A 20,616-nucleotide genomic window follows, 5' to 3' on the forward strand; every position below is an offset into this window, starting at 1 on the left:
ACCGAAGTCTCCGAGTCCAAGCGCGAGGCGTCCGACGCCCGCGCTGAGGCCGCCGACGCCCGGGCCGAGGCAGCCTCGGCGCGCGCCGAACTGGCCAGGGCCGGCACCGACGTGGAGCGTGCCAGGGTCGAAGCTGCCGAAGCCCGTGCCGTCGCCGCGGCGGCGCAGGCCGAAGCCGCCGAGGTCTCGGCCAATCTGGCCGCCGCCGTCGCCGAACGCGACGCCGCCGTCCAACGGGCCGTCGAGGTGACGGCCGACCGTGAGTCTTTGGTGGCTCAGTTCAAGGTGCTGTCCGCCGAAACCCTGGAACGGCAGGGCAAGGCGGCCGACGACACGGCCGAGAAGCGGTTGCGGGCCACCGAGTTGCTGCTCAAGCCGGTGCACGAGACGCTCGAGGCGTTCCGCACCCGGCTCGGCGAGGTCGAGCAGCAGCGGGCGGTGCTGGCCAACGAACTGGCCAACCAGGTACGCAATGTGCAGGCCACCGGTGAGCAGCTGCGCCGCGAGACCCGGGCGTTGGCCACCGCGTTGCGCAAGCCGCACGTCCGCGGCAACTGGGGTGAGCAGCAGCTCAAGCGGGTGGTCGAGTTGGCCGGCATGGTCGAGCATTGCGACTTCGTCACCCAGCAGACCACCAGCACCTCCGCCGGCCAGGTGATCCGGCCCGATCTGAAGGTGTTGCTGGACAGCGACCGGTTCGTCTGGGTCGACTCGAAGGTGCCGCTGGCCGCCTTCCTCGACGCCCACGAGACCGACGATGAGCAGGCCCGTGAGGTGTCGCTGACCTCGTTCTCGAAGAACGTCCGCACCCATGTCGATCAGCTGTCCGGCAAGGCCTACTTCAAGTCCGACTTCGGCACCCCGGAGTTCGTGGTGATGTTCATTCCGAGTGAAGCGCTGGCCGCCGAGGCGCTCAGCCGCCAGCCCGATCTGCACGAGTACGCCTCGCAGCGCAACGTGATCCTGGCCACGCCGACGACCCTGATCGCGTTGCTGCGGGCGGTGGCCTACGGCTGGAAGCAGGCCGCTCTCGCCAAATCGGCCGCGGAGGTGTCCGAGGTCGCTCGTGAGCTGTACGACCGGCTGCGCACCCTGGGCGGCCACTTCGACAAGATCGGACGGTCGTTGACCGCGTCCGTCACCGCCTACAACCAGGCGGTCGGCTCCATCGAGGGGCGGGTGTTCCCGACCGCCCGCAAGCTGCGCGATCTGCATGTCAGCGGCAAGGAGCTGGCGACGGTGAACGCGGTGGAAGCCGCCGTCCGGCCGCTGACGGCGTCCGAGCTGGTCGAAGACGCCGTCCAGGTCACGCCGATGATCGGGGCCAGGGTCAGCGACCCAGAGGGCTTGAATCGGCCGCAGCCCGCACTCGACGAGTTGATCGCCGGTGAGATCGTCGATCCGCCCGCATCTCGGCGTCGGCGAACAGCCGGCTGAGGTGAGCGCGAGAATGGATCAATGAGCGTCACCACGCAGGACAGCACGGGCGTCAGCGTTACCGCGCAGAGCATTGAAGAGGCGGCCGACCGGTTGGCCGGCGTCATCATCGAAACCCCGCTGCAGTTCAACAAGCGGCTCTCGGACGCCACCGGCGCCCAGGTCTGGCTCAAACGCGAAGACCTTCAGCCCGTCCGCAGCTACAAGCTGCGCGGCGCCTACAACCTGATCAGCCAGCTGGGTGCCGACGAGCGGGCCGCCGGGGTGGTCTGTGCGAGCGCCGGCAACCACGGCCAGGGCGTCGCGTTCGCCTGCGCCAAGCTCGGCATCGAGGCCAAGGTCGTCGTGCCGTCCACCACCCCGCGGCAGAAGCGGCAGCGGATGCGCCAGCTGGGCGAGGGCTGGGTCGAACTGATCGTCCACGGCGAGACCTACGACGAGGCTGCCGCCCGCGCCGACGAGATCGTCGCCACCGAAGGCCGCACCATGGTGCCGGCGTTCGACGACCCACGGACGGTGGCCGGCCAGGGCACCGTGGCGGCCGAGATCGCCCGTCAGCTCGGCCAGGCGCCCGACACCTTGATCGTGCCGGTCGGCGGCGGCGGCATGATCGGCGGCTGCATGACCTGGCTTGCCGAGCGGCACCCGACCACCAAGGTGGTGGGGGCGGAGCCGTCCGGGGCGGCGTCGATGGCGGTCGCGTTGGAGGCGGGCCGGCCGCGCGATCTTCTGAAACTGGACACCTTCGTCGACGGCGCCGCGGTGCGCCGGGTCGGTGAACTCACCTTCGACATCGCCCGCCGGCTCAAGCCGCACATGTTCTCGGTGCCCGAAGGCCGGATCTGTTCGGAGATGCTCGAGCTGTACCAGGTGGACGGCATCATCGCCGAACCGGCCGGCGCGCTCGCCAGCGCCGCGCTCGGCCTCTACAAGCCGTCGCCGGGACGGGTGGTGGTCGCCATCATCTCCGGCGGCAACAACGACCTCTCCCGCTACGCCGAGATCGCCGAACGGGCCCTGGTCTATGAGGGTCGCAAGCACTACTTCCTGGTGAACTTCCCGCAGGAGCCGGGGGCGCTGCGTCGCTTCCTCGACGATGTGCTGGGTCCCGACGACGACATCACCCTGTTCGAGTACGTGAAACGGTCGAACCGGGAGACCGGGCCCGCGCTGGTCGGTGTCGAACTGGGTGACCCCACCGATCTGCAGGGCCTGCTCGATCGGATGAAGAGCAGCCGCCTGATCGTCGACCGGATCGCGCCCGACAGCCCGTTCTACCGTTTCCTGGTCTGAGCTCCTTCAGGCCTCGGCGCGGCGCATGTCCTTGCGCAGTTCGGGGGGCAGCGCGAACACCAGGTTCTCCTCGGTCAGCCGTTCCTCGACGGCGGCCGGGAAGCCGCGCTCTTCCAGGAAGGCCAGCACCCCCTGCACCAACTCGTCCGGCACTGAGGCACCTGAGGTGACGCCGACCTTCTGCACTCCCTCGAGCCAGGCCTCGTCGATCTCGCCCGCGTTGTCGATCCGATAGGACGCTCTTGCACCGGCCTCCAGGGCCACCTCGACCAGCCGCACCGAGTTGGACGAGTTCCGTGAGCCGACGACGATCACCAGGTCGGCGTCCGAGGCGATCTGCTTGACCGCGGACTGCCGGTTCTGGGTCGCGTAACAGATGTCGTCGCTGGGCGGGTCGATCATCTGTGGGAACTTCTCGCGCAGCTTGCCGACCGTCTCCCAGGTCTCATCGACGCTGAGCGTGGTTTGCGACAGCCAGGCGACCTTGGTCGGGTCGGCGATCTCGACGTCCGCGACATCCTCGGGACGCTCCACCAACGTGATGTGCTCGGGGGCCTCGCCGGTGGTGCCCTCGACCTCTTCGTGTCCTGCATGGCCGATCAGCAGGATCTGCAGACCGCGGTTGGCGAACCGCCGGGCCTCGCTGTGCACCTTGGTGACCAGCGGGCATGTGGCATCGATGGTTTTCAGTCCGCGCTCGGCGGCCTGGGTGTGCACCGCCGGCGACACTCCGTGCGCCGAGAAGACCACGGTCGAGCCGGTGGGAACCTCGTCCAGCTCGTCGACGAAGATGGCGCCGCGAGCCTCCAGATCTTCGACCACATGCCGGTTGTGCACGATCTGCTTGCGCACATAGACCGGTGCGCCGTACAGGTCCAGCGCCCGCTCGACGGTGACCACCGCCCGGTCGACGCCGGCACAGTATCCGCGGGGTGCGGCGACGACGACGCGCTTGGATTCGGTCATGGCGGCCAGTCTATCGACCGGGATCCGCGGCCCGTCCGCTGGGGTCACCCCGCTCGCGCTCGCCGAACTATTCAGGGCTCGCTGAATTCGGCGAGCGGTAGTTAGTTCGGCGAGCGGTGGCTGCGAGGACGGCGTTCGCCAAGTCTTGTCAGTGACGGCCAGTAGGGTCAGGCCATGCCGATGTCCAGCAGTCCGGAGCAGCCGCAGCCGCTGCGGACGATCCTGGCTGCCACCAAGAGTTGGGTGGAGCGGCTCGGCAGCGTATGGGTCGCCGGGCAGTTGCTGGAGTTGAAGCGTCGCTCCGGCGCCACCCACTTCCTCACTCTGCGCGATCCGCTGGCCGAGGTGTCGGTCACCGTCACCGCGTCGACCGGCGTGCTGGACGCCGCCGGGCCGATCGCCGAGGGCATGGAGGTCGTCGCACTGGTCCGGCCGACCGTGTGGAGCCGCAACGGGTCGCTCAGCTTCGAATGCAGCGACCTGCGCGCCTCCGGTGAGGGGCGGCTGCTCGCCCAGATCGAGCAGCGCAAGCGGATGCTGCAGGCCGAAGGGCTGTTCGATCGCGCCCGCAAGCAAACCCTGCCGTTCCTGCCCAGAGCCGTCGGGCTGATCACCGGCGAAGGCAGCGCCGCCGAGCGCGACGTCCTGCAGGTGGCGCGGAGCCGCTGGCCCGCCGTCCGGTTCACCGTCAAGCACACCATGATGCAGGGAACCTCCTGCGTCGAACAGGTCCGGGACGCGCTGGCCGCCCTCGATCGCGACCCGGACGTCCAGGTGATCGTGATCGCCCGGGGCGGCGGCTCACTCCAGGATCTGCTGCCCTTCTCGGACGAGTCGCTGGCCCGCGCGGTGTTCGCCTGCCGCACCCCGGTGGTGAGCGCGATCGGGCACGAGCCGGACACCCCGATCCTCGACCTGGTCGCCGACGTCCGTGCCGCCACCCCCACCGACGCCGCCAAAAGGGTCGTCCCCGACGTCACCGAGGAACGCGCCCGAGTGCATCAGGCGGGCCAACGGGTACGGGCCGCGATGCTGCGGATGCTCGATCGCGAGACCCAATTCGTCGCCACCATGCGCACCCGGCCAGTGCTGGCCGACCCGCTCGGCCCGATCACGGTCCAGGCCGGCCAGGTCACCGAGTTGCGTGCGCGGGGCAAACGCGCCGTCCGGGCCCGGCTGCGTGAAGAGGCGTCCTGGGTCGAACACGCGCTGGGACGAATCCGCGCGCTGTCGCCGCGGGCCACCCTGTTGCGCGGCTACGCGATCGTGAGCACCGAGACCGGCGAACCGGTCGACTCCACCACCGTTGTATCGCCCGGCGACTCAGTCGTCACGATGCTTGCCGACGGCCTTTTCCGCGCCGAGGTCACGTCAGTCGAAACCAGGAGGGAATCCGATGGCTGAGCAGCCGCAGAGCTACGAGCAGGCCAGGCAGCGTCTGGTCGAAGTGGTCCAGACCCTCGAATCCGGCTCCGTGCCACTGTCGAAGGCGATGGAACTCTGGCAGGAGGGCGAGGCGTTGGCTCGTCGCTGCGAGGAATGGTTGGACGGCGCGCGCGCCACTATCGAAGCCGCCAGTGCTCCCGCTCAATCTGCGGAGTCTCCTGAGGACTGAGGTCGGGCCCCACTCGCTGGTCGGTCCCCCACTCGCTGGTCGAGCTTGTCGAGACCTCCTTCGTGTCGGTCGAGTTCTTCTGCCTGTGGTCAACTTTTGTCGCCGCGGTGGTGGGGGATGGCTGCGCCGCCCGCTTACGGCCCGCTGACGCGTGCCTCCAGACGCCCACCTACCTGCCGCAGCCATCCCCCACCACCGCTTCAATCTCTAAGACGCGCTGATCAAAGCACCTTCATCGTCATCCGGAACTTGATGCGGGATCTCATATCGTCATCCCGGACTTGATCCGGGATCTCATCCGGCTCTGTCCTCGCCTGAGATCCCGCGTCGGAGCCCGGGATGACGCGGATAAGCCCGGGATGACGTGGATGAGCCCGGGATGGGACGTGAATATCAGTGCTTCCCTAGTCTTGCTTCGGATCCGGAAACTCAGACCTGTGACCCGGGAGCTAAGGTGTCGCGGGTGCCCGAGTTGATGCAGGAGATGCCTGATCTGACCCGCAGCCGGCGCCGGACGCTGGCGGTGCTGTCGGCGGGTCAGGTGCTGAGCGGGATCAGCTTCGGTGCCACCGTGTCGTTGGGCGCCGTCCTGGCAGCGGTGATTTCCGGGGACGACGCGCTGTCCGGCCTGGCGACGGCGGCCATCACGCTCGGGACGGCTGCCACCTCGATGCCGCTCGCTGCCCTGGCCGGACGCCGGGGCCGAGCGGCGGCGTTGGCGTCCGGGATGGCGGTGGCGCTGGTCGGTGTCGGCCTAGTGATCGGTGCGGTACCCGTCGGTTCGTTTCCGATGCTGCTGGTCGGGTTCGCGCTGATCGGCGCCGGACAGGCCGCCAACCTGCAGGCCCGGTTCGCCGCCACCGACCTGGCCACGGACGTCTCCCGCGGCCGCGACCTGTCGTTGGTGGTCTGGGCCACGACGCTGGGCGCCGTCCTCGGCCCCAATCTGGTCGGCCCGGGCGAGGCGCTGGGCCACCTGGTCGGCATGCCGGAACTCACCGGTCCCTACCTTTTCACCGTTGTCGGGCAGCTGTCCGGCATCGCCCTGTACTGGTTCGGGCTGCGGCCCGACCCGCTGCTGCTGTCCCGGCAGATCGCGCTGAGCCGACAGGGCTCGGACGCCCTACCGGAGCGCGCCGACCGTCCGGTGGCGGCCCGCTACGCGATGCTCGCCGTCGTCGGCGCCCACAGCGTGATGGTGTCGGTGATGGCGATGACACCCATCCACCTGCTGCACCACGGCGCAACGCTCACCATCGTCGGCCTGACCATCAGCCTGCACATCGCCGGCATGTACGCGCTCTCCCCCGTCTTCGGCCTGCTCGCCGACCGCTGGGGACGGCTGCGGACCATCGCACTCGGCTACCTGATCCTGGCGGCCAGCGTCGCGGTGATCGCACTCGGGGCGTCCGACGCCCGCTGGGTGACGGTGGCGCTGATCCTGCTCGGCCTCGGCTGGAGCGCCGCCACCGTCGCCGGCGCGGCACTGCTGACCGAGGCGTCCGCTCCGGCGCTGCGGGTCCGGCGGCAGGGCCGCAACGACGCCGCGATGAGCCTGCTCGGCGCACTCGGCGCGATCGCGGCCGGCGGCATCCTAGGCTGGATCGGCTTCGACGGACTCGCCCTGCTCACCCTGCCGGTGATCCTGCTGGTGGTCGCCCTGGCCCCGCTCGGACGCCGCTGAGCGCCGTCCGACGCGTCTCTGTTCGACGTTGCCCCCTTTCGACGGCATTGCCCCGGTTCAAACCAGTGCAAAGACACCAAAAGGTGGCAACGTCACCGCGGCGTCAGCCGGAGGGGACGGGCCGGAACTCCCTCAGTCCTCCAGGGTGGTGAGGTCGCCCTCGTCCTGGCCGAGCGCGCGGGCCTTCAGCACCCGGCGCATGATCTTGCCCGAACGGGTCTTCGGCAGCTTGTCCGGGAAGTCGATGGCGTCCGGCTTGGCGATCGGCGACAGGTGGGACGCCACATGCGCCCGCAACTGCTCGGCCAGTTCCTGACTGCCCGCGACACCCACCCGCAGGGTGACGAAGGCGTGGATGGCTTGGCCCTTCACCTCGTGCGGCAGCCCGACCACGGCGGCTTCGGTGACGTCCGGGTGGGACACCAGCGCCGATTCCACCTCGGCGGTGCCGAGCCGATGACCGGACACGTTGATCACGTCGTCGGTGCGGCCGATGATCCAGAAGTAGCCATCGGCGTCGCGGCGGGCGGCGTCCCCGGCCAGGTAGACGCCGGGGTACTTCGACCAATAGGTGTCGATGTAGCGCTGGTCGTCGCCGTAGAGCGTCCGGAACATGCCCGGCCACGGGTTCTTCAGCACCAGGAAGCCCTCGTCGCCGTCCGGCACCTCTTCGCCGGCCTCGTTGAGAATGGCGGCGTCCTGACCGAAGAACGGTTTGCCGCCCGAGCCCGGCTTCTGCGGCTCGCCCGGCACCTGGGTGATCTGGAACATGCCGGTCTCGGTCTGCCACCAGGTGTCGATCACCGGGCAGCGGTCCTTGCCGATCACCCGGTGGAACCAGCGCCACGCCTCGGGGTTGATCGGCTCACCGACCGTGCCCAGCAGCCGCAGCGACGACAGGTCGTGCCGGTTCGGCCAGGCCTCGCCGAAGCGCATCAGCGACCGGATCGCGGTGGGTGCGGTGTAGAACTGGGTGATCCCGTAGTACTCGACCAGCTGCCACCAGCGGCTCGGGTACGGGTAGGTCGGGCCGCCCTCGAACATGAACGTGGTGGCACCGGTGAGCAGCGGCCCGTACACCAGATACGAGTGCCCGGTCACCCAGCCGGGGTCGGCGGTGCACCACCAGCGATCCTCAGGACGCATGTCGAAGGAGTACTTCAGCGTCGTGTAGATGCCGACCATGTACCCGCCGTGGGTGTGCAGGATCGCCTTCGGCTTACCCGTCGAGCCGGACGTGTACAGGATGTACAGCGGGTGCTCGGAGTCGAGCTTCTCGGTCGGGCAGTTGCCCTTGGCGATCGGCAGCGCCTGCAGATCGTGGTACCAGTGGTCGCGCAGCGGATCCATGATCACTTCGGAGCCGGTCCGCTTCACCACGATCACGTTCTCGACGGTCGGCGAGAACTTCACCGCCTTGTCGACGATCTCTTTCAGCGGGAAGACCTTGCCGTTGATCCACGAGCCGTCGGCGGTGATCACCAGCTTCGACTGGGAGTCGTCGATCCGGTCGGTGAGTGCGTCGGAGGAGAAGCCGGCGAAGATCACCGAATGGATGGCGCCGATCTTGGCGCAGGCCAGCATGGCGAAGAAGACCTCGGGAATGCGCGGCAAGTAGATCGTCACCCGGTCGCCCTTGACCACCCCCATCGCCTTGAGCACGTTGGCCATCTGGTTCACCTGACGGTGCAGCGAGAAGTAGCTGAAGGTGCGGTGCTCCTTGCCGTCCTCGCTCTGCCAGATCAGCGCCAGCTTGTTCTTGTTCGGCCCGGCCACGTGCCGGTCGAGGCAGTTGTGCACGATGTTGACCTCGGCACCGGTGAACCACTTGAAGAACGGCGCGTTCGAGTCGTCGACGACCTTCTCCCAGGGCGAGAACCACTCCAGCTCGCGGGCCCGGTCGGCCCAGAACCCTTCCGGATCGGCGAGCGCCTCGGCCCGCAGCTTGTCGGGGTCGGCAACGTGGGACTCGGCCGCGATCGAGGGATCGGGGTAGACGACGTCGCCTTCGAGCTGTGCCATTGCGGGGATCTCCTCCGTTGGAGCCTGGTACGGGTTATGGCGAGACTAACCGCGCCGAGCGGCCACGCGAAAGGATTCCGCTCGGTGTTCTGCCATGCAGCACACCGAGTCCTACCTGGGCGCATGGAGGCGATCACCCCGGACACCGCGCGCCGACAGTTGCTGGCGCTGGAGCCGCTGACTCACCGGCTGCCGCCGGGAGCGGACCGGGCCGCGGTCGAAGCGCTGATCGCGCCGGCGTACTGGGAGGTAGGCGCCTCCGGCGCGATCTACCGCCGCGACCTCGTGCTCGAGGTGGTGACCCAGCGCTACGCCACCGGCGTCGACCCCGACGACAGCGCCTGGGCGGTGGACGACTTCGCGGTGCGACATCTCGCGGACGGCGTCTGGCTCGCCACCTATCTGCTGCTGCAGGGCGAACGCAGTTCGCGCCGCTCGACCCTGTGGGAACGGACGCCGGACGGCTGGCGCGCGCTCTATCACCAGGGCACGCTGCGCCAGTCCTAACCCAGTGTGGTGGCGAACGCCTCCAGGGCCTCATAGGGCAGATCGCCGCTGATCACCACGGTGCTGTCCGGGCCGCTGCGGACCAGGGCACGGGTCCGGTCGTCGTCGCTGACGAAGCGCTGCCAGGGCTCGCCGCCGAGTTGGCTCTCGCCGTCGGCCGTGCCGCCGCGGGTGGCGTCGCGGATGAGTCCCTGCGGGTCGGCGTCCCGTTCGTCGAGCCCGATGTAGATCTGGTCGGGGTTGAGGAAGCCCAGTTGCAGCGTGTTGCCGATCGCCGGCTTCTGGTCGAGACCAGGCTCGCCCTGCGGCGTCCAGCGGGCGCGGACCGCCGTCCAGGTGTCGGGCAGATCCTTCGGCACGAGCACCGGGAAAGGTGCCTCGGCGCGCGCCTGGGCGACCACCGGCTGCCACTCGACAGCAGTCGCCTTGGGTTCGGGGATGCGGCTGAACCACAGGTAGATCAGCACGACCGGGATCAGCAGAGCCGCCACGGCGACCAGCATCTGGGGCACGGTGGGACTCGGACGACGGGCTGCCACCCGCCCATTCTCCACTACTTCCGGACGGCCCCCGACGACCTGCCGCCCCACGGCGCGAGTCAGCGCACTACGCTCCCAGCCATGTCACCGGTCCTGCGCAGCGCCGTCGCTCTCGGCGCACTGGTCGCCGCCAATGTGGCGGCCGGCCGGCTGATCACCGGACCGCTGAACGATCTGCCCGCCGAACACCGGCTGAACCACGACCTGCGCCGTCGCGGCGGTCTGCCCGCCGCACGCCTGGCCCATGCCGTCTCACACAGCTCCGACACCTCGCGCGCCCTCGGCATCGGCGTCGGCCTCACCGGCGTGCTGCTGGCCCGCGGGCATCGTCGCGCCGCCGTCGAACCGGGCCTGGCGATGGCGCTGGCCTCGGCAACCCACGTGATCAGTTCCTTACTGGTCGGACGCCCCCGGCCGGCGCTGGAGCGCCTCGGCACCAAGCAGCCCACGTCGAGCTTCCCCAGCGGGCACGTCGGAGCGATGACCGCCCTTGCCGTGGCGCTCGATCACGCCGGACGGGGATTGCCGCGCCCAGCGCGAGTGGCGCTCCGTGCTGGGCTGGTCGGCTATCTCGGACTGCTCGGCTGGTCGCGGTTGTACAACGGCCAGCACTACGCCAGCGACGTCCTGGCCGGCTATCTCAACGGATCGCTCGCCGCCCTGATCGCGCTGCGCGCGACGCGCGGCACGGACTGACCGTCGTCCGGGCATGCGCACGTGGGCGGAGTTCACCCGGTTGGTCCGGGACTCCGCCGCGCTGTGGTGGGGCCGACTGGCCCAGCTGATCGGCTGGTTCAGCCTCGGCTACGCGGTCAATGAGTTGTGTGGCCACGTCTCGACGGTGCTCGGCGGCGGGCAGCGGATCCTGGGCACCACGATCATCCTGCTCGGCATCGTGGCGTGGGTGGCCTGCCTGGTACTGGCGGTGCATTCCATCGGCACGGACGGCAACGGCGAGACGCGGCTCGACGTACTGGCCGCGAGCCTCGGGCCGTTCATGGCCGTCTACGGCGCTTGGGGCCTGGCCGAGGAACAGTTCGACCGGCTGATCCAGGCCAATCTGATGGCGCACGGCATCGACGCCGACGAGTTCAGCGTGAACGCCGGCGACTGGGGCTTCTTCCTCGGCTTCGCGATCGTGGCCTGGCTGCTGCAGCTGGCGCTTCGGTTGATCGCCCGACGCCGGCCGTCCCGCGGCCTGCAGTTGGCCGGCGCGGTGGTCGACGGTGCCTGGATCTTCGCCTCGTTCTTCGTGCTGCGGGAATGGGCCGGACGCGGCTTCGACTGGCTGACTACGCGCGTGGCGTGGCGCTGGCTGCAGTCCGGCTGGGAGGGCTTCCTGGACGTGCTGCCCCAGGTTCCGGTCTGGTTCCAGCTCACCCTGCCGGACGCCCTGCGCCTGTTCGGCGACCGGCTCTGGGACTTCGTCGTCCCCGGCTTCGCCAACGCGGTGCTGCTGCCACTGATCTGGGTGGCCCTGGTCGGCACCGTGTTCGGCCGTGGGGAGTTCAGCGTCGAGCCACTGCTGCGCGGCACCCCTGGGGAGCGCGCCGCCCGGCTGCTGGACCGCGGCCGGCACCACCCGGCCCGGAGCATGGCCCGGCTGGCCGGCAGCGAGTTGCGGGAGAAGTACCTGCCGATGGCGGCCACGCTCGGGCTGCTGCGCGAGGCCGGCGTCCGATTCATGGGTGTCTTCCTGGTGCTGGTGGCGTCCGTTCAGTTGGCCGGCAGTCTGATCGAGCGCGGCATCCAGCACCTGATCGGACCGCGGCCGCTGCCCGACACCCTGCTGTATGCACCGACCCTGACCTACCTGGTGACACTGCTCACCACCACGGCGTTGCTCGCCTGCTACACGGCGGCCTATCGGCGGGTCGAGGCCGCCGGCGCGTCCGGAGTGCCGGGCGACGTCGCGTCCGAACGGGTTCGGAGATCCCGGCGTTCGCCGGGATGACGGAAGCCGAAAGTGCTACTCAGGGCCGCAATTCGAGGCCGCGTGGCGGGGTGACGAACCGTAGGAAGAACTGGGGCTGCTCCGCCGCCCAGGTGGGCACCAGCCAGTGCAGGGTGAGGGTCTTGGGAACCCCGACGGTCAGTGGGCGATCGTCACCGACCGTATGGCACTGCCGGGACGCCAGATCGTCGCTGTAGCTGGCCGGGTCGTAGTCATCGGACCATTCACTGCCGCCCGAGACCAGGAAGCCGGTGCAGCGCAGCGTGTCCATCTCGATGCCGGCATCCAACAGTTCGAGCCGGACGTCCAGCCGCACCCAGACCGCCCCCTCGGGCGCGACCAGCGGCTCGTGGTCGGCGAACGTGATCCGCTGCAGACGCTGCAGGTCGAGCACCTGGTAGCGGACGCCGCCGACGGTCAACGGAACGTCCCGGGTCGCCACGCCCGCGCTCGGCGGCCGGAGAGTGGCGTAGTGACTCCAGCCCACGCCGCCGGTGACCACCAGCGCGAACAGCACGGCTGCGACCGCCCACAGCCGCGCGGTCATCGGGTGACCTCGCTGCGAGCGGGAGTGATCGCGACCCGATCGTGGACGGTGAAGTCGCTGACCACCGCGTCGAAGGCCAACTGGGCCCGGTAGATCACCAGCATGTCGGACTGGGCGCCGACCACCAGCCGGGCGCCCGGCACCCGCTGCGGCGGCACTTCGAAGACCGCCGTGCCGTAGCTCGTCCAGCCCGGCTGGGTGAGGCTCAGCCCGGCCAGGCCCGCGTCGGTGAGCTGGCTGTAGCGGTAGCCGTCCGTCGTCTCCAGGGTGAGGGTGCTCAACGGCAGTGCCCGGTCACGGACCTGCACCTCCAGTTCGATGACCACGAAGACGGCGTCGGTGAGCAGCGGCTCCTCGATGGTGGGCCGCAGCAGGCCGCGGGCCAACCGCGCCCGATGAACGAAGCCGGACGCGGACGGAGCGTGCGCCCAGCCGTCCGCGCCGGCCAGGTAGGACCGGGTCTGGGCGATGCCCGTCTCGCGGAAGCCGTTGAGCACCGCGACCAATGCCAGGCAAACGACCAGCACCGCCGGCCCGCGAAGTCTGTTCACCGCGCACCTCGGAGGTCCTGCACCCGCACCTGGACGTCGGTGGCGTCGCTGCTGACCCGCCAGGCGTCGGTGCTGACCATGCTGTCGGCGGGCAGCTGATCATGGATCCGGACGGTGACCACGGCGTCCGCGACCATGTCGGGGGTGACCTCGACCTCGACGAAGGCATCGGCCGGGATGCCCGGCTGGAAGGCCAGCGAGCGCGGCCAGGCACGCCAGTTCAGGTCGTCGACGACGGTGCCGTCCGGCAGCACCAGTTCGACCGCCCGGGCATCCACGTAGCCGTCGGTGCGCCGAGTGGTGTTGACCACGCTGAATCGCACCCGCAGCGTCGGGTCGATCGAGTATCCGGCGGCTGCGGTCGTGGTCAGCTCAGCGCTCCGGACGGTCCACAGTGCGCGTCCACCATCGACCGGGACGCCCACCCCGGCGCTGCGCCGTGCCGTCGGCGCCTGCTGAAAGCCACCGGCGAGCGCGATCACCCCGAACACCGCGGCCAGCACGCCGAGCGTGCGTGCCCACGACACCCACGCGGCTCGTTGCCGATCCCGCACCACTGGGTCACGATAACCGGATGCGGACCAGCGAGATCGCCCGGGCGACGACACCCCAGGGCGAGGTCGTGCTGCGCACGCGCGGCGGGGTCGTGGAACTGATCGTCAACGGCGTGTTCGCGATGGATTCCACCGAGGTCACCAGCGAACTCGCCCTGGCCGACGCCGCCGGTGCCGCACCGGGACGGGTGCTGGTCGGCGGCCTCGGGCTCGGCTACACCGCGTCCCGGCTGCTCGACAACGGCGCGCGCCATGTCGACGTCGTGGAGCTGGCCGGGCCGCTGATCGAGTGGGCGATGCAGGGCGTCACCGCTCAGCTGGAGCGGGTGACGCACGATCCCCGGGTCCAGTTGCACCAGGGCGACATCGCCGAATGGCTGCCGCGGCGCGAGGAGAGCTTCGACGCCATCCTGCTCGACGTCGACAACGGCCCGGGCTTCCTGATCCACGACCGGAATGCCCGGGTCTACGCCGCCGACTGGCTGCGGACGGCGTCCGAACGGCTGACGCCCGGCGGGGTGCTGGTGATCTGGTCCGAGGACGCCGCCCCTGAGCTGGCTCGCGCTCTGGCCGGGCTGGGTGATCTGACCGAGACGGTGATCGAGGTGGACCGCGAGGGACGCCGGTTCGGCTACGCGCTCTACCAGCTGCGCACTAGCGTGAACCCATGAACCGCATCCCCGGTGCCGTCCTCACCGTCTCCGATCGGGCCAGCGCCGGCGCCTACCCGGACCGGTCCGGGCCGCTCGCGGTCAGCCTGCTCGCCGCGCACGGCATCGACGCCACCCTGGCGGTCGTCCCGGACGAGCCGACAGCGATCCGGCGCGGCATCCGCTCGGCGATCAAGCACGGCGCCCGGGTGGTGATCACCACCGGGGGCACCGGCATCGGCCCGCGCGACGTGACCCCGCAGGTCACCACCGAGCTGCTCTCGCTGCCACTGCCGGGCGTGGTGGACGAGATCCGCCGCCGCGGGGCTGAGCAGGTGCCGACGGCCGTGATCTCCCGGGCCGAAGCGGGCATCGTCACCTCGACCAAGCGGCCGTCCGCGTTCGTGGTGAACGCGCCCGGGTCGACGGGCGGCGTCCGCGACACCATCGCCGTGGTCGGCCCGCTGGTCGCCCACATCGTCGACCAGTTAGACGGCGGCGACCACAACCCGTAGGGGTCAGCGCTTCCAGTCGCCGCTGCGTCCGCCCGATTTGGCGACGATGCGGCAGTCGGCGATCACCGCGGACCGGTCGACGCCCTTCACCATGTCGACGATGGCCAGCGCCGCGACGGTGACCGCGGTGAGCGCCTCCATCTCGACGCCGGTGCGGTCGGCGGTCCGGACGGTGGCGGTGATCGCCACGCCGGCGTCGGTGATCTCCAGGTCGAGCACCGCGCCGTGCACGCCGATGACGTGCGCCAGCGGCAGCAGTTCCGGCACCTTCTTGGTCGCCGCGATGCCGGCGACCCGGGCCACCGCCAGCACGTCGCCCTTCGGCACGGTGCCGCTGCGCAATGCCTCGACGACCTCGGGCGAGCAGGTCACCAGCCCGGTCGCCGTTGCCTCGCGCACGGTGGGTTGCTTGCCGGTGACGTCGACCATCCGGGCCGCGCCGGCGTCGTCCAAGTGGGTGAAACGCATCCGGTCACACTGCCATGACTTCGAGGATGTCGCCGACCGCGACCGCCTCGCTTTCCTCGGGAACGATCGCCAGCGCGTCGGCGCGGTGCAGCGAAGCGACCAGGTGCGAGCCCGAGCCGAGCGGATGGGTGAGCCGAACCCCGTCCAGTTCGGTGACCACCGGAACGTACTGGCGCCGTCCGCGCGGCGACGGCCAGCTGTCCAGGGCCGCCGCCCGCCGGCGCACCACGGACGCCGACGCGCCGGTCAGCGCGTCCAGCAGGGGCCGTCCGAACATCTGGAACGACACGAACGAACTGACCGGGTTACCCGGGAAGGCGACCAGCGGGACGCCGTCCACCAGCCCGCAGCCCTGCGGTTTGCCGGGCTGCATCGCCACCGCACAGAAGTCCAGATCGGCCCCGAGCTGGCGCAACGGCTCGTAGGCACCGGCCGACACCCCACCGGTGGTGAAGATGACGTCGACCGCCGGCAGACCGGCCAGCAGCTCGGCCAGCGCACCCGGCTCGTCGCCGCAGCGGGCGACCGTCACCAGTTCGGCACCGGCCGCGGTCACCAGACCGGCGGCCATCACCGAGTTCGAGTCGGGGATCTCGCCCGCGGCCAGCGCGCGTCCGGGTTCGACGAGTTCGGCACCGGTCGCGATCACCGCCACCGTGGGTCGCGCGCACACCGACAACTCGCCGTAGCCGACGCTCGCCGCCGCGCCGATCGCGGCCGGGGTGAGCATCGTCCCGGCCGGAAGCACCAGGTCGCCGGCGGCCAGATTGTCCGCCGCCCGGCGGATGTGGCGTCCGGACGGCACCGACTCCGTGATCCGCACCCGCGCGGGCAGCGGCGTCGCGCCGGCCGGCTGGTCGGTGAGCTCCACCGGCACCACGGCGTCGGCACCGGACGGCACCCGGGCACCGGTCATCACCCGGACGGCGGTGCCGGGCAGCACCGCCGGAATGTCCCCGCCGACGGCCGCGCTCTCGCCCACCACGGTCAGCTCGACCGGCACGTCCGCGACGTCGGCGGCACGCACCGCGAAGCCGTCCATCGCCGAGTTGTCGAACGGCGGGACGGCGACCCGCGCGATCAGATCGCCGGCCAGCACCCGTCCGGCAGCCTGCGCCAACGCCACCTGTTGCGCGTCGAGCCGGCGTCCGGCGACCAGGGCCAGCACCCGTTCCCGGTAGTCCTCAACGGAGATCATCGCGCCTCCAGGTGGTCACCAATCGGCAACCGGGAGCCCTCACTCTGCATACGCTCAACCTAGCTTCAGGTTCCCCTCATCGCAGGCTGATAACGTCACGCCAGCACTCGTGGACTTCGGGGGGAACCGCGTTGAGCAGAAGGGTCTGGCATGCGCCGCTGACGACGCTCGTCGTCATGCTCGCCCTGTCCGGCACCGCACTCTCCGCCGCCGCCGAGCCCACCACGCCGCCGCCCACCGCGTCCGCTCCGGCACCCGCCGGCAGCCCCGCTCCCAGCGCACCCGCATCGGGCAGCCCGGCACCGAGTGCCGACAACACCACCTCGGCGCAACCGCCGACGGACACCACGCCGGCAACCGGATCACCGTCCGGCGCCTCGCCGTCCGGTCCGGCCGCTTCGGGATCCGCCGAACCGTCCACCGCTGTGCCGTCCGCACCGCGTCCGGCGCTGGACGCCTCCACCGCCCGATCGAACATTCTCGCCGTGTCCTGGACGCCCGTCCCCGGCGCTGCCGGCTACCGGGTCCAGCTCAAGAGCGCCCGCGCCGGGGCACCGCTGCAGACCCTGATCGCCACCCGGACGGCGGCCGCGTTCAGCCGGCTGAAGCCGCACACCCGCTACTGGGTGCAGGTCTCCGCCGCGGACGCCGCAGGCTTGCCGCTCGGATCGGCCTCGGTGGAGCTGGCCGTGCAAACCCCCTACCCGCTGACGGCTCCGATCGTGCAGACCCGCGCCACCTCGTCCGTCCGGGGCGAGCTGTCCTGGATCAAGCCGATGAAGGGCACCAAGCTGCAGCTGGAGTGGACGGCGCCCGGCAAGAAGCCGAAGCGCAGCACGCCCACCGGCACCCGGCTGGTCGCCCCGCAACTGCGTCCGGGCACCACCTATCGGGTGCGGGCCCGGCTGCTCAACGCCCGCGGGCCGCAGAGCGACTGGAGCGGCGTCCAGCGCCTCACCACCCCGGACGGCGACCCGTTGCGGGTGGGCAGCTACAACATCCAGTGCGCCAACTGCCGAGCCTGGGGTCCGCGCCGGCAGGCCGTGGTTTCGACCATCGTCAACTCGGGCCTGGACGTGGTCGGCCTGCAGGAGGCGTCCCACGCGCTGCTCAAGGGAACCAACCGCACCCAGTTCGAGGACGTCGCCCGGCTGCTCGCGCCGGCCGGCTATCGGCTCACCAACCTGACCCGGTTCAACTGCCGCAACGCCGAGCGCCCCAAGAAGTGCCAGCCGGTGCAGCGGGGCGCTTCGGGCGCCGTCCGGATCGCCTACCGGACCGCCACCGTCCGGCTGATCAGCCAGGGCTCACAGCAGTTGGCCGACCTGCCGGGCATCGGCCGTGACCGGTATGTGGCCTGGGCCGTCTTCGAGCACCGGATCAACGGCAAGCGCTTCCTGTTCACCAGCACCCACCTCGAGCCGCGCAACGACACCGCCGGATCGCGCACCTTCTACACGATTCGCAATGCGCAGGCGCGCAAGGTCGTCCAGACCATCGCCGCGCACCGGGGCGGGCTACCGGCGATCGCCGTCGGCGACTACAACTCGACCAAGTGGGACGTGCCGACCAATGCGCCCTACGACATCATGCGGGCGGCCGGCTTCGTCGACCCGCTGGGCAACGGCTACCGGTCCACCAGCCCGAGCGGCTCGGCCACGGTCGAGAAGCGGATCCACACCGAGTACTCCAGCTACAACAACCTGCAGCGGGACGGCCGGCGCACCAGCGGCGTGAACGGCAGCAACCCGGACTACATCTTCGTCACCCGGATGCGGGTCACTGACTACGAAACGGTGGTCAACCTGAACAGCGACGGCAGCTTGCGCGGCCCGCTGGCCTCGGACCACAACCTGATCCGGGCCACCGTCCTGCTGCCCTGAACCTGAGCCTCTCCATCGTCGTCCCGGACTTGATCCGGGATCTTCCGGGACCTCTCCCCGCCTGAGGTCCCGGGTCGGGGCCGGAACGACGCCCAACTCAACAGCCCTACATGCGGAATCTCTGAGCATTTCTCATCCTCATCCCAGCATTGAGGGTGCGTGTGACGCTTGACAACGGCTCCCTGTAAGGTTCGTCGCGTCCCGGATTCCGTCCACCCCCAAGGATTCCTGAGGTGACCATGCCCGCATGCCTTTTCGCGCTCCGCCGCGCTCCCGTGGCGCTGGGGCGCGCGATCGCAGCGGATCCGTCGTTCCCTGCCACGGAGGCATCGCCGTCCGAGCCGTGGGTCCCCCGCCCACCGTTCGGCTCTACAAGTCACCACCTGGGCCGTCAGGGCTGGCCGGTTCTTCCCCGACCGAGGACCGTCCCCCTATCCCGCGTCGACGACCTGCTCGTCGACCGGGAGTCGTTCCCGTCCCAGAAGAGGAGACTGTCATGCCCCCCGTTACCCATGACGCCACCCCTTACCCGAACCCCGCCCTCGATCGGCACCCGCGCCCCAAGGCGGTGCGGTCATGAGCCGTCGCCTTCTCAGCCTCGCCCTGGCCGCATTCACCCTGGCGGCCGTCACCCTGCTCGGCCCACCGACTCAGGCGATCGGCGCCTGGGTGGCGCCCGGCGCACCGGCCGGCGGCATGCGGTCGACCACCGCGTCCGCGATCTCCTGGACGCCCGTATGGGGCGCCCCGCGTTACAAGGTGAAGTACTCCACGAAGAAGACCTTCAGCTCGCCGACCTACCTCACCACCACTGAACCCGAAGCCGAACTGACCGGCCTCAAGGCCGGCACCCGCTACTACGTCGCGGTCGCCGTCGCGAAGACCACCGGCGCCCTGCTCAGCCCCTACGGCAAGACCGGTGAGGTGCTCACCCGCGGCAAGGGCAGCAGCTACGTCTCGCTCACCCCCGGCGGCCTGCAGCTGGTCGCCCGAGACTCCGACTCGCTCACCCTCACCTGGCGGGCGCGCTCGGGCATCGGCAGCTACCAGGTGAAGTACGCCGCCAACTCCAGCCTGTCCGGCGCGAAGTACGTCAGCACCAAGGACACCACGCTGAAGCTGACCGGGCTGAAGAAGAACACCGACTACTGGGTGAAGCTGCGGGCCAAGTCCACCAAGGGCAAGACGACCACCACCTTCAGCACCTCGCTCAAGGCGTCCACCACCGCCGGCAGCGTGGTCGCGCCGCTGCGCGCCGCCAGCTACAACATCCTCTGCGCCAACTGTTCCTCCAGCCATCCGTGGGCGAAGCGCCGCTCCACCCTGGTGAAGGCGATCAAGGACCAGGATCTGGACGTGCTCGGCACCCAGGAGAGCTCCCAGGGCCTGACGCGGGCCGCGGACGGCACCGACAAGGCCCAGTTCGACGACCTGCTCGACCTGCTCGGCTCGCGGTACGCGATCACCAACTCCTACCGCTACAACTGCGAGAAATCGACCAGCCCGAACAACTGCAAGCCGAAGGATCGCGGCGCCTCCCACGACGTCCGGATCATCTACAACTCCGACCGGATCGCGGCCGTGCGCCAGGGTTCGCTCGAGTTCGACGCCCAGGTGGCCGACGACACCACCCGCTTCCTGGCCTGGGCCGAGCTGCGGCAACGCTCCACCGGCAAGCACTTCTTCGTGGTCAACACCCACCTGGACCCGCGAGACGACAGCGCGGGCTCCAGCCTGCATCACAACACCCGCGCCGCGCAGACCCGCGAACTGGTGGCCACGATCAAGAAGCAGAACAAGTCCGGGCTGCCGGTGATCATCCTGGGCGACTTCAAGTCGAGCAAGCACGCCGTGCCCAGCAATGCGCCCTACGACGTGATCACCGACGCCGGCTACCTGGATCCGCTCGGCAACACCTACAAGTCGACGGTCCCCGACCGTTCGGCGATCGTCGAACACCGGATCGGCACCGAGTTCAACACCAAGAACAACCTGGCCGCGACGGCTCCGAAGTCGGCCTACATCAACGGCTCCGTGATCGACTACATCTATGTGTCGCGCGGCGTCCGGGTCAGCGAGTGGGAAACCGTGGTGGATGTCGACGCCGCCGGCAAGTTCAACGGCACTCCGCCGTCCGATCACAACATGGTGCGGATCACCGCCTACCTGCCCTGATCCTCACCGATCGGGCCCGCAGGGCCCTCGATCGTCATCCCGGACCTGATCCGGGATC

General features: G+C 70.0%; 21 protein-coding genes. 12 read left to right on the forward strand and 9 right to left on the reverse strand.

The features are described from left to right. The coding region (locus tag QM624_RS12835; RefSeq protein ID WP_415092400.1) for a DNA recombination protein RmuC at nucleotides 1–1,437 on the forward strand (1,437 nt) is incomplete at its 5' end. Nucleotides 1,438–1,458: 21 nt separating this feature from the next. After that, the gene (gene ilvA / locus QM624_RS12840) at nucleotides 1,459–2,730 is read left to right on the forward strand and encodes a threonine ammonia-lyase IlvA (protein ID WP_415092402.1); all 1,272 of its coding nucleotides are present in this window, start codon (nucleotides 1,459–1,461) and stop codon (nucleotides 2,728–2,730) included. A 6-nt stretch (nucleotides 2,731–2,736) separates the two neighbouring features. Here the strand turns inward: ilvA and QM624_RS12845 are convergent, their stop codons facing one another. Further along, nucleotides 2,737–3,696, reverse strand: a complete 960-nt coding sequence (locus tag QM624_RS12845; RefSeq protein WP_415092404.1) for a 4-hydroxy-3-methylbut-2-enyl diphosphate reductase — start codon at nucleotides 3,694–3,696, stop codon at nucleotides 2,737–2,739. 174 nt (nucleotides 3,697–3,870) lie between these two features. On the opposite strand from QM624_RS12845, the gene xseA reads away from it, so the two are divergent. The 3 genes from xseA (at nucleotide 3,871) to QM624_RS12860 (ending at nucleotide 6,995) form a co-directional block, all read left to right on the forward strand. Continuing rightward, entirely contained in the window at nucleotides 3,871–5,100 is a 1,230-nt protein-coding gene (xseA, locus tag QM624_RS12850; protein WP_415092406.1) for an exodeoxyribonuclease VII large subunit, read from the forward strand. Next, on the forward strand, nucleotides 5,093–5,311 hold the full coding sequence (locus QM624_RS12855; RefSeq protein WP_415092408.1) for an exodeoxyribonuclease VII small subunit: 219 nt from the start codon (nucleotides 5,093–5,095) through the stop codon (nucleotides 5,309–5,311). The genes xseA and QM624_RS12855 overlap by 8 nt, the downstream gene beginning before the upstream one ends. A gap of 463 nt (nucleotides 5,312–5,774) precedes the next feature. Continuing rightward, complete coding sequence (locus QM624_RS12860) at nucleotides 5,775–6,995, forward strand: MFS transporter (RefSeq protein WP_415092410.1); 1,221 nt, start codon at nucleotides 5,775–5,777, stop codon at nucleotides 6,993–6,995. A 132-nt stretch (nucleotides 6,996–7,127) separates the two neighbouring features. Here the strand turns inward: QM624_RS12860 and acs are convergent, their stop codons facing one another. Further along, nucleotides 7,128–9,017, reverse strand: coding sequence for an acetate--CoA ligase (gene acs, locus QM624_RS12865; RefSeq protein ID WP_415092412.1), 1,890 nt, complete (start codon nucleotides 9,015–9,017; stop codon nucleotides 7,128–7,130). Nucleotides 9,018–9,140: 123 nt separating this feature from the next. Here acs and QM624_RS12870 point away from each other — a divergent pair, with 123 nt between their 5' ends. Next, nucleotides 9,141–9,524: a DUF4440 domain-containing protein gene (locus QM624_RS12870; RefSeq protein WP_415092414.1), complete on the forward strand. Its 384-nt coding sequence runs from the start codon at nucleotides 9,141–9,143 to the stop codon at nucleotides 9,522–9,524. On the opposite strand, the gene QM624_RS12875 is transcribed toward QM624_RS12870, so the two are convergent. Next, nucleotides 9,521–10,063 carry a DUF4245 domain-containing protein gene (locus QM624_RS12875; protein ID WP_415092416.1) on the reverse strand — a complete coding sequence of 181 codons (543 nt, stop codon included), beginning with the start codon at nucleotides 10,061–10,063 and terminating at the stop codon, nucleotides 9,521–9,523. The two genes, QM624_RS12870 and QM624_RS12875, sit on opposite strands and share 4 nt — an antisense overlap. A gap of 81 nt (nucleotides 10,064–10,144) precedes the next feature. Between QM624_RS12875 and QM624_RS12880 the strand changes: the two genes are divergently transcribed. Together QM624_RS12880 and QM624_RS12885 are read left to right on the forward strand one after the other, a co-directional pair. Then, nucleotides 10,145–10,759, forward strand: a complete 615-nt coding sequence (locus QM624_RS12880; RefSeq protein ID WP_415092418.1) for a phosphatase PAP2 family protein — start codon at nucleotides 10,145–10,147, stop codon at nucleotides 10,757–10,759. A 13-nt stretch (nucleotides 10,760–10,772) separates the two neighbouring features. Further along, nucleotides 10,773–12,017 carry a hypothetical protein gene (locus QM624_RS12885; RefSeq protein ID WP_415092420.1) on the forward strand — a complete coding sequence of 415 codons (1,245 nt, stop codon included), beginning with the start codon at nucleotides 10,773–10,775 and terminating at the stop codon, nucleotides 12,015–12,017. Between the two features lie 19 nt (nucleotides 12,018–12,036). On the opposite strand, the gene QM624_RS12890 is transcribed toward QM624_RS12885, so the two are convergent. The 3 genes from QM624_RS12890 to QM624_RS12900 are packed head-to-tail and all read right to left on the reverse strand — an operon-like array spanning nucleotide 12,037 to nucleotide 13,642. Next, entirely contained in the window at nucleotides 12,037–12,564 is a 528-nt protein-coding gene (locus tag QM624_RS12890) for a hypothetical protein (protein ID WP_415092422.1), read from the reverse strand. Then, nucleotides 12,561–13,115, reverse strand: coding sequence for a hypothetical protein (locus QM624_RS12895; RefSeq protein ID WP_415092424.1), 555 nt, complete (start codon nucleotides 13,113–13,115; stop codon nucleotides 12,561–12,563). The genes QM624_RS12890 and QM624_RS12895 overlap by 4 nt, the downstream gene beginning before the upstream one ends. Next, on the reverse strand, nucleotides 13,112–13,642 hold the full coding sequence (locus tag QM624_RS12900; RefSeq protein WP_415092426.1) for a hypothetical protein: 531 nt from the start codon (nucleotides 13,640–13,642) through the stop codon (nucleotides 13,112–13,114). Before QM624_RS12900 ends, QM624_RS12895 begins: the two co-directional genes overlap by 4 nt. Nucleotides 13,643–13,689: 47 nt before the next feature. Between QM624_RS12900 and QM624_RS12905 the strand changes: the two genes are divergently transcribed. Then, on the forward strand, nucleotides 13,690–14,340 hold the full coding sequence (locus QM624_RS12905) for a spermidine synthase (RefSeq protein WP_415092428.1): 651 nt from the start codon (nucleotides 13,690–13,692) through the stop codon (nucleotides 14,338–14,340). Beyond that, the gene (locus tag QM624_RS12910; RefSeq protein WP_415092430.1) at nucleotides 14,337–14,834 is read left to right on the forward strand and encodes a MogA/MoaB family molybdenum cofactor biosynthesis protein; all 498 of its coding nucleotides are present in this window, start codon (nucleotides 14,337–14,339) and stop codon (nucleotides 14,832–14,834) included. The genes QM624_RS12905 and QM624_RS12910 overlap by 4 nt, the downstream gene beginning before the upstream one ends. A 3-nt stretch (nucleotides 14,835–14,837) precedes the next feature. Here the strand turns inward: QM624_RS12910 and moaC are convergent, their stop codons facing one another. The 3 genes from moaC to QM624_RS12925 form a co-directional block, all read right to left on the reverse strand. Continuing rightward, nucleotides 14,838–15,302, reverse strand: a complete 465-nt coding sequence (moaC, locus tag QM624_RS12915; protein WP_415092432.1) for a cyclic pyranopterin monophosphate synthase MoaC — start codon at nucleotides 15,300–15,302, stop codon at nucleotides 14,838–14,840. A 4-nt stretch (nucleotides 15,303–15,306) separates the two neighbouring features. Beyond that, nucleotides 15,307–16,500 carry a gephyrin-like molybdotransferase Glp gene (gene glp / locus QM624_RS12920; protein WP_415092434.1) on the reverse strand — a complete coding sequence of 398 codons (1,194 nt, stop codon included), beginning with the start codon at nucleotides 16,498–16,500 and terminating at the stop codon, nucleotides 15,307–15,309. Between the two features lie 76 nt (nucleotides 16,501–16,576). Beyond that, nucleotides 16,577–16,978, reverse strand: a complete 402-nt coding sequence (locus tag QM624_RS12925; RefSeq protein WP_415092436.1) for a hypothetical protein — start codon at nucleotides 16,976–16,978, stop codon at nucleotides 16,577–16,579. 7 nt (nucleotides 16,979–16,985) lie between these two features. Between QM624_RS12925 and QM624_RS12930 the strand changes: the two genes are divergently transcribed. Both QM624_RS12930 and QM624_RS12935 read left to right on the forward strand, forming a co-directional pair. Then, nucleotides 16,986–18,383 (forward strand): endonuclease/exonuclease/phosphatase family protein, encoded by a 1,398-nt coding sequence (locus QM624_RS12930; RefSeq protein WP_415092438.1) that lies wholly within the window; start codon nucleotides 16,986–16,988, stop codon nucleotides 18,381–18,383. A 576-nt stretch (nucleotides 18,384–18,959) separates the two neighbouring features. After that, nucleotides 18,960–20,558, forward strand: coding sequence for a fibronectin type III domain-containing protein (locus QM624_RS12935; RefSeq protein ID WP_415092440.1), 1,599 nt, complete (start codon nucleotides 18,960–18,962; stop codon nucleotides 20,556–20,558). The last annotated feature ends 58 nt before the right edge of the window (nucleotides 20,559–20,616 follow it).

The sequence above is a fragment of the Micropruina sp. genome, assembly GCF_047606365.1.
In the GTDB taxonomy this organism is placed as follows: domain Bacteria; phylum Actinomycetota; class Actinomycetes; order Propionibacteriales; family Propionibacteriaceae; genus Micropruina.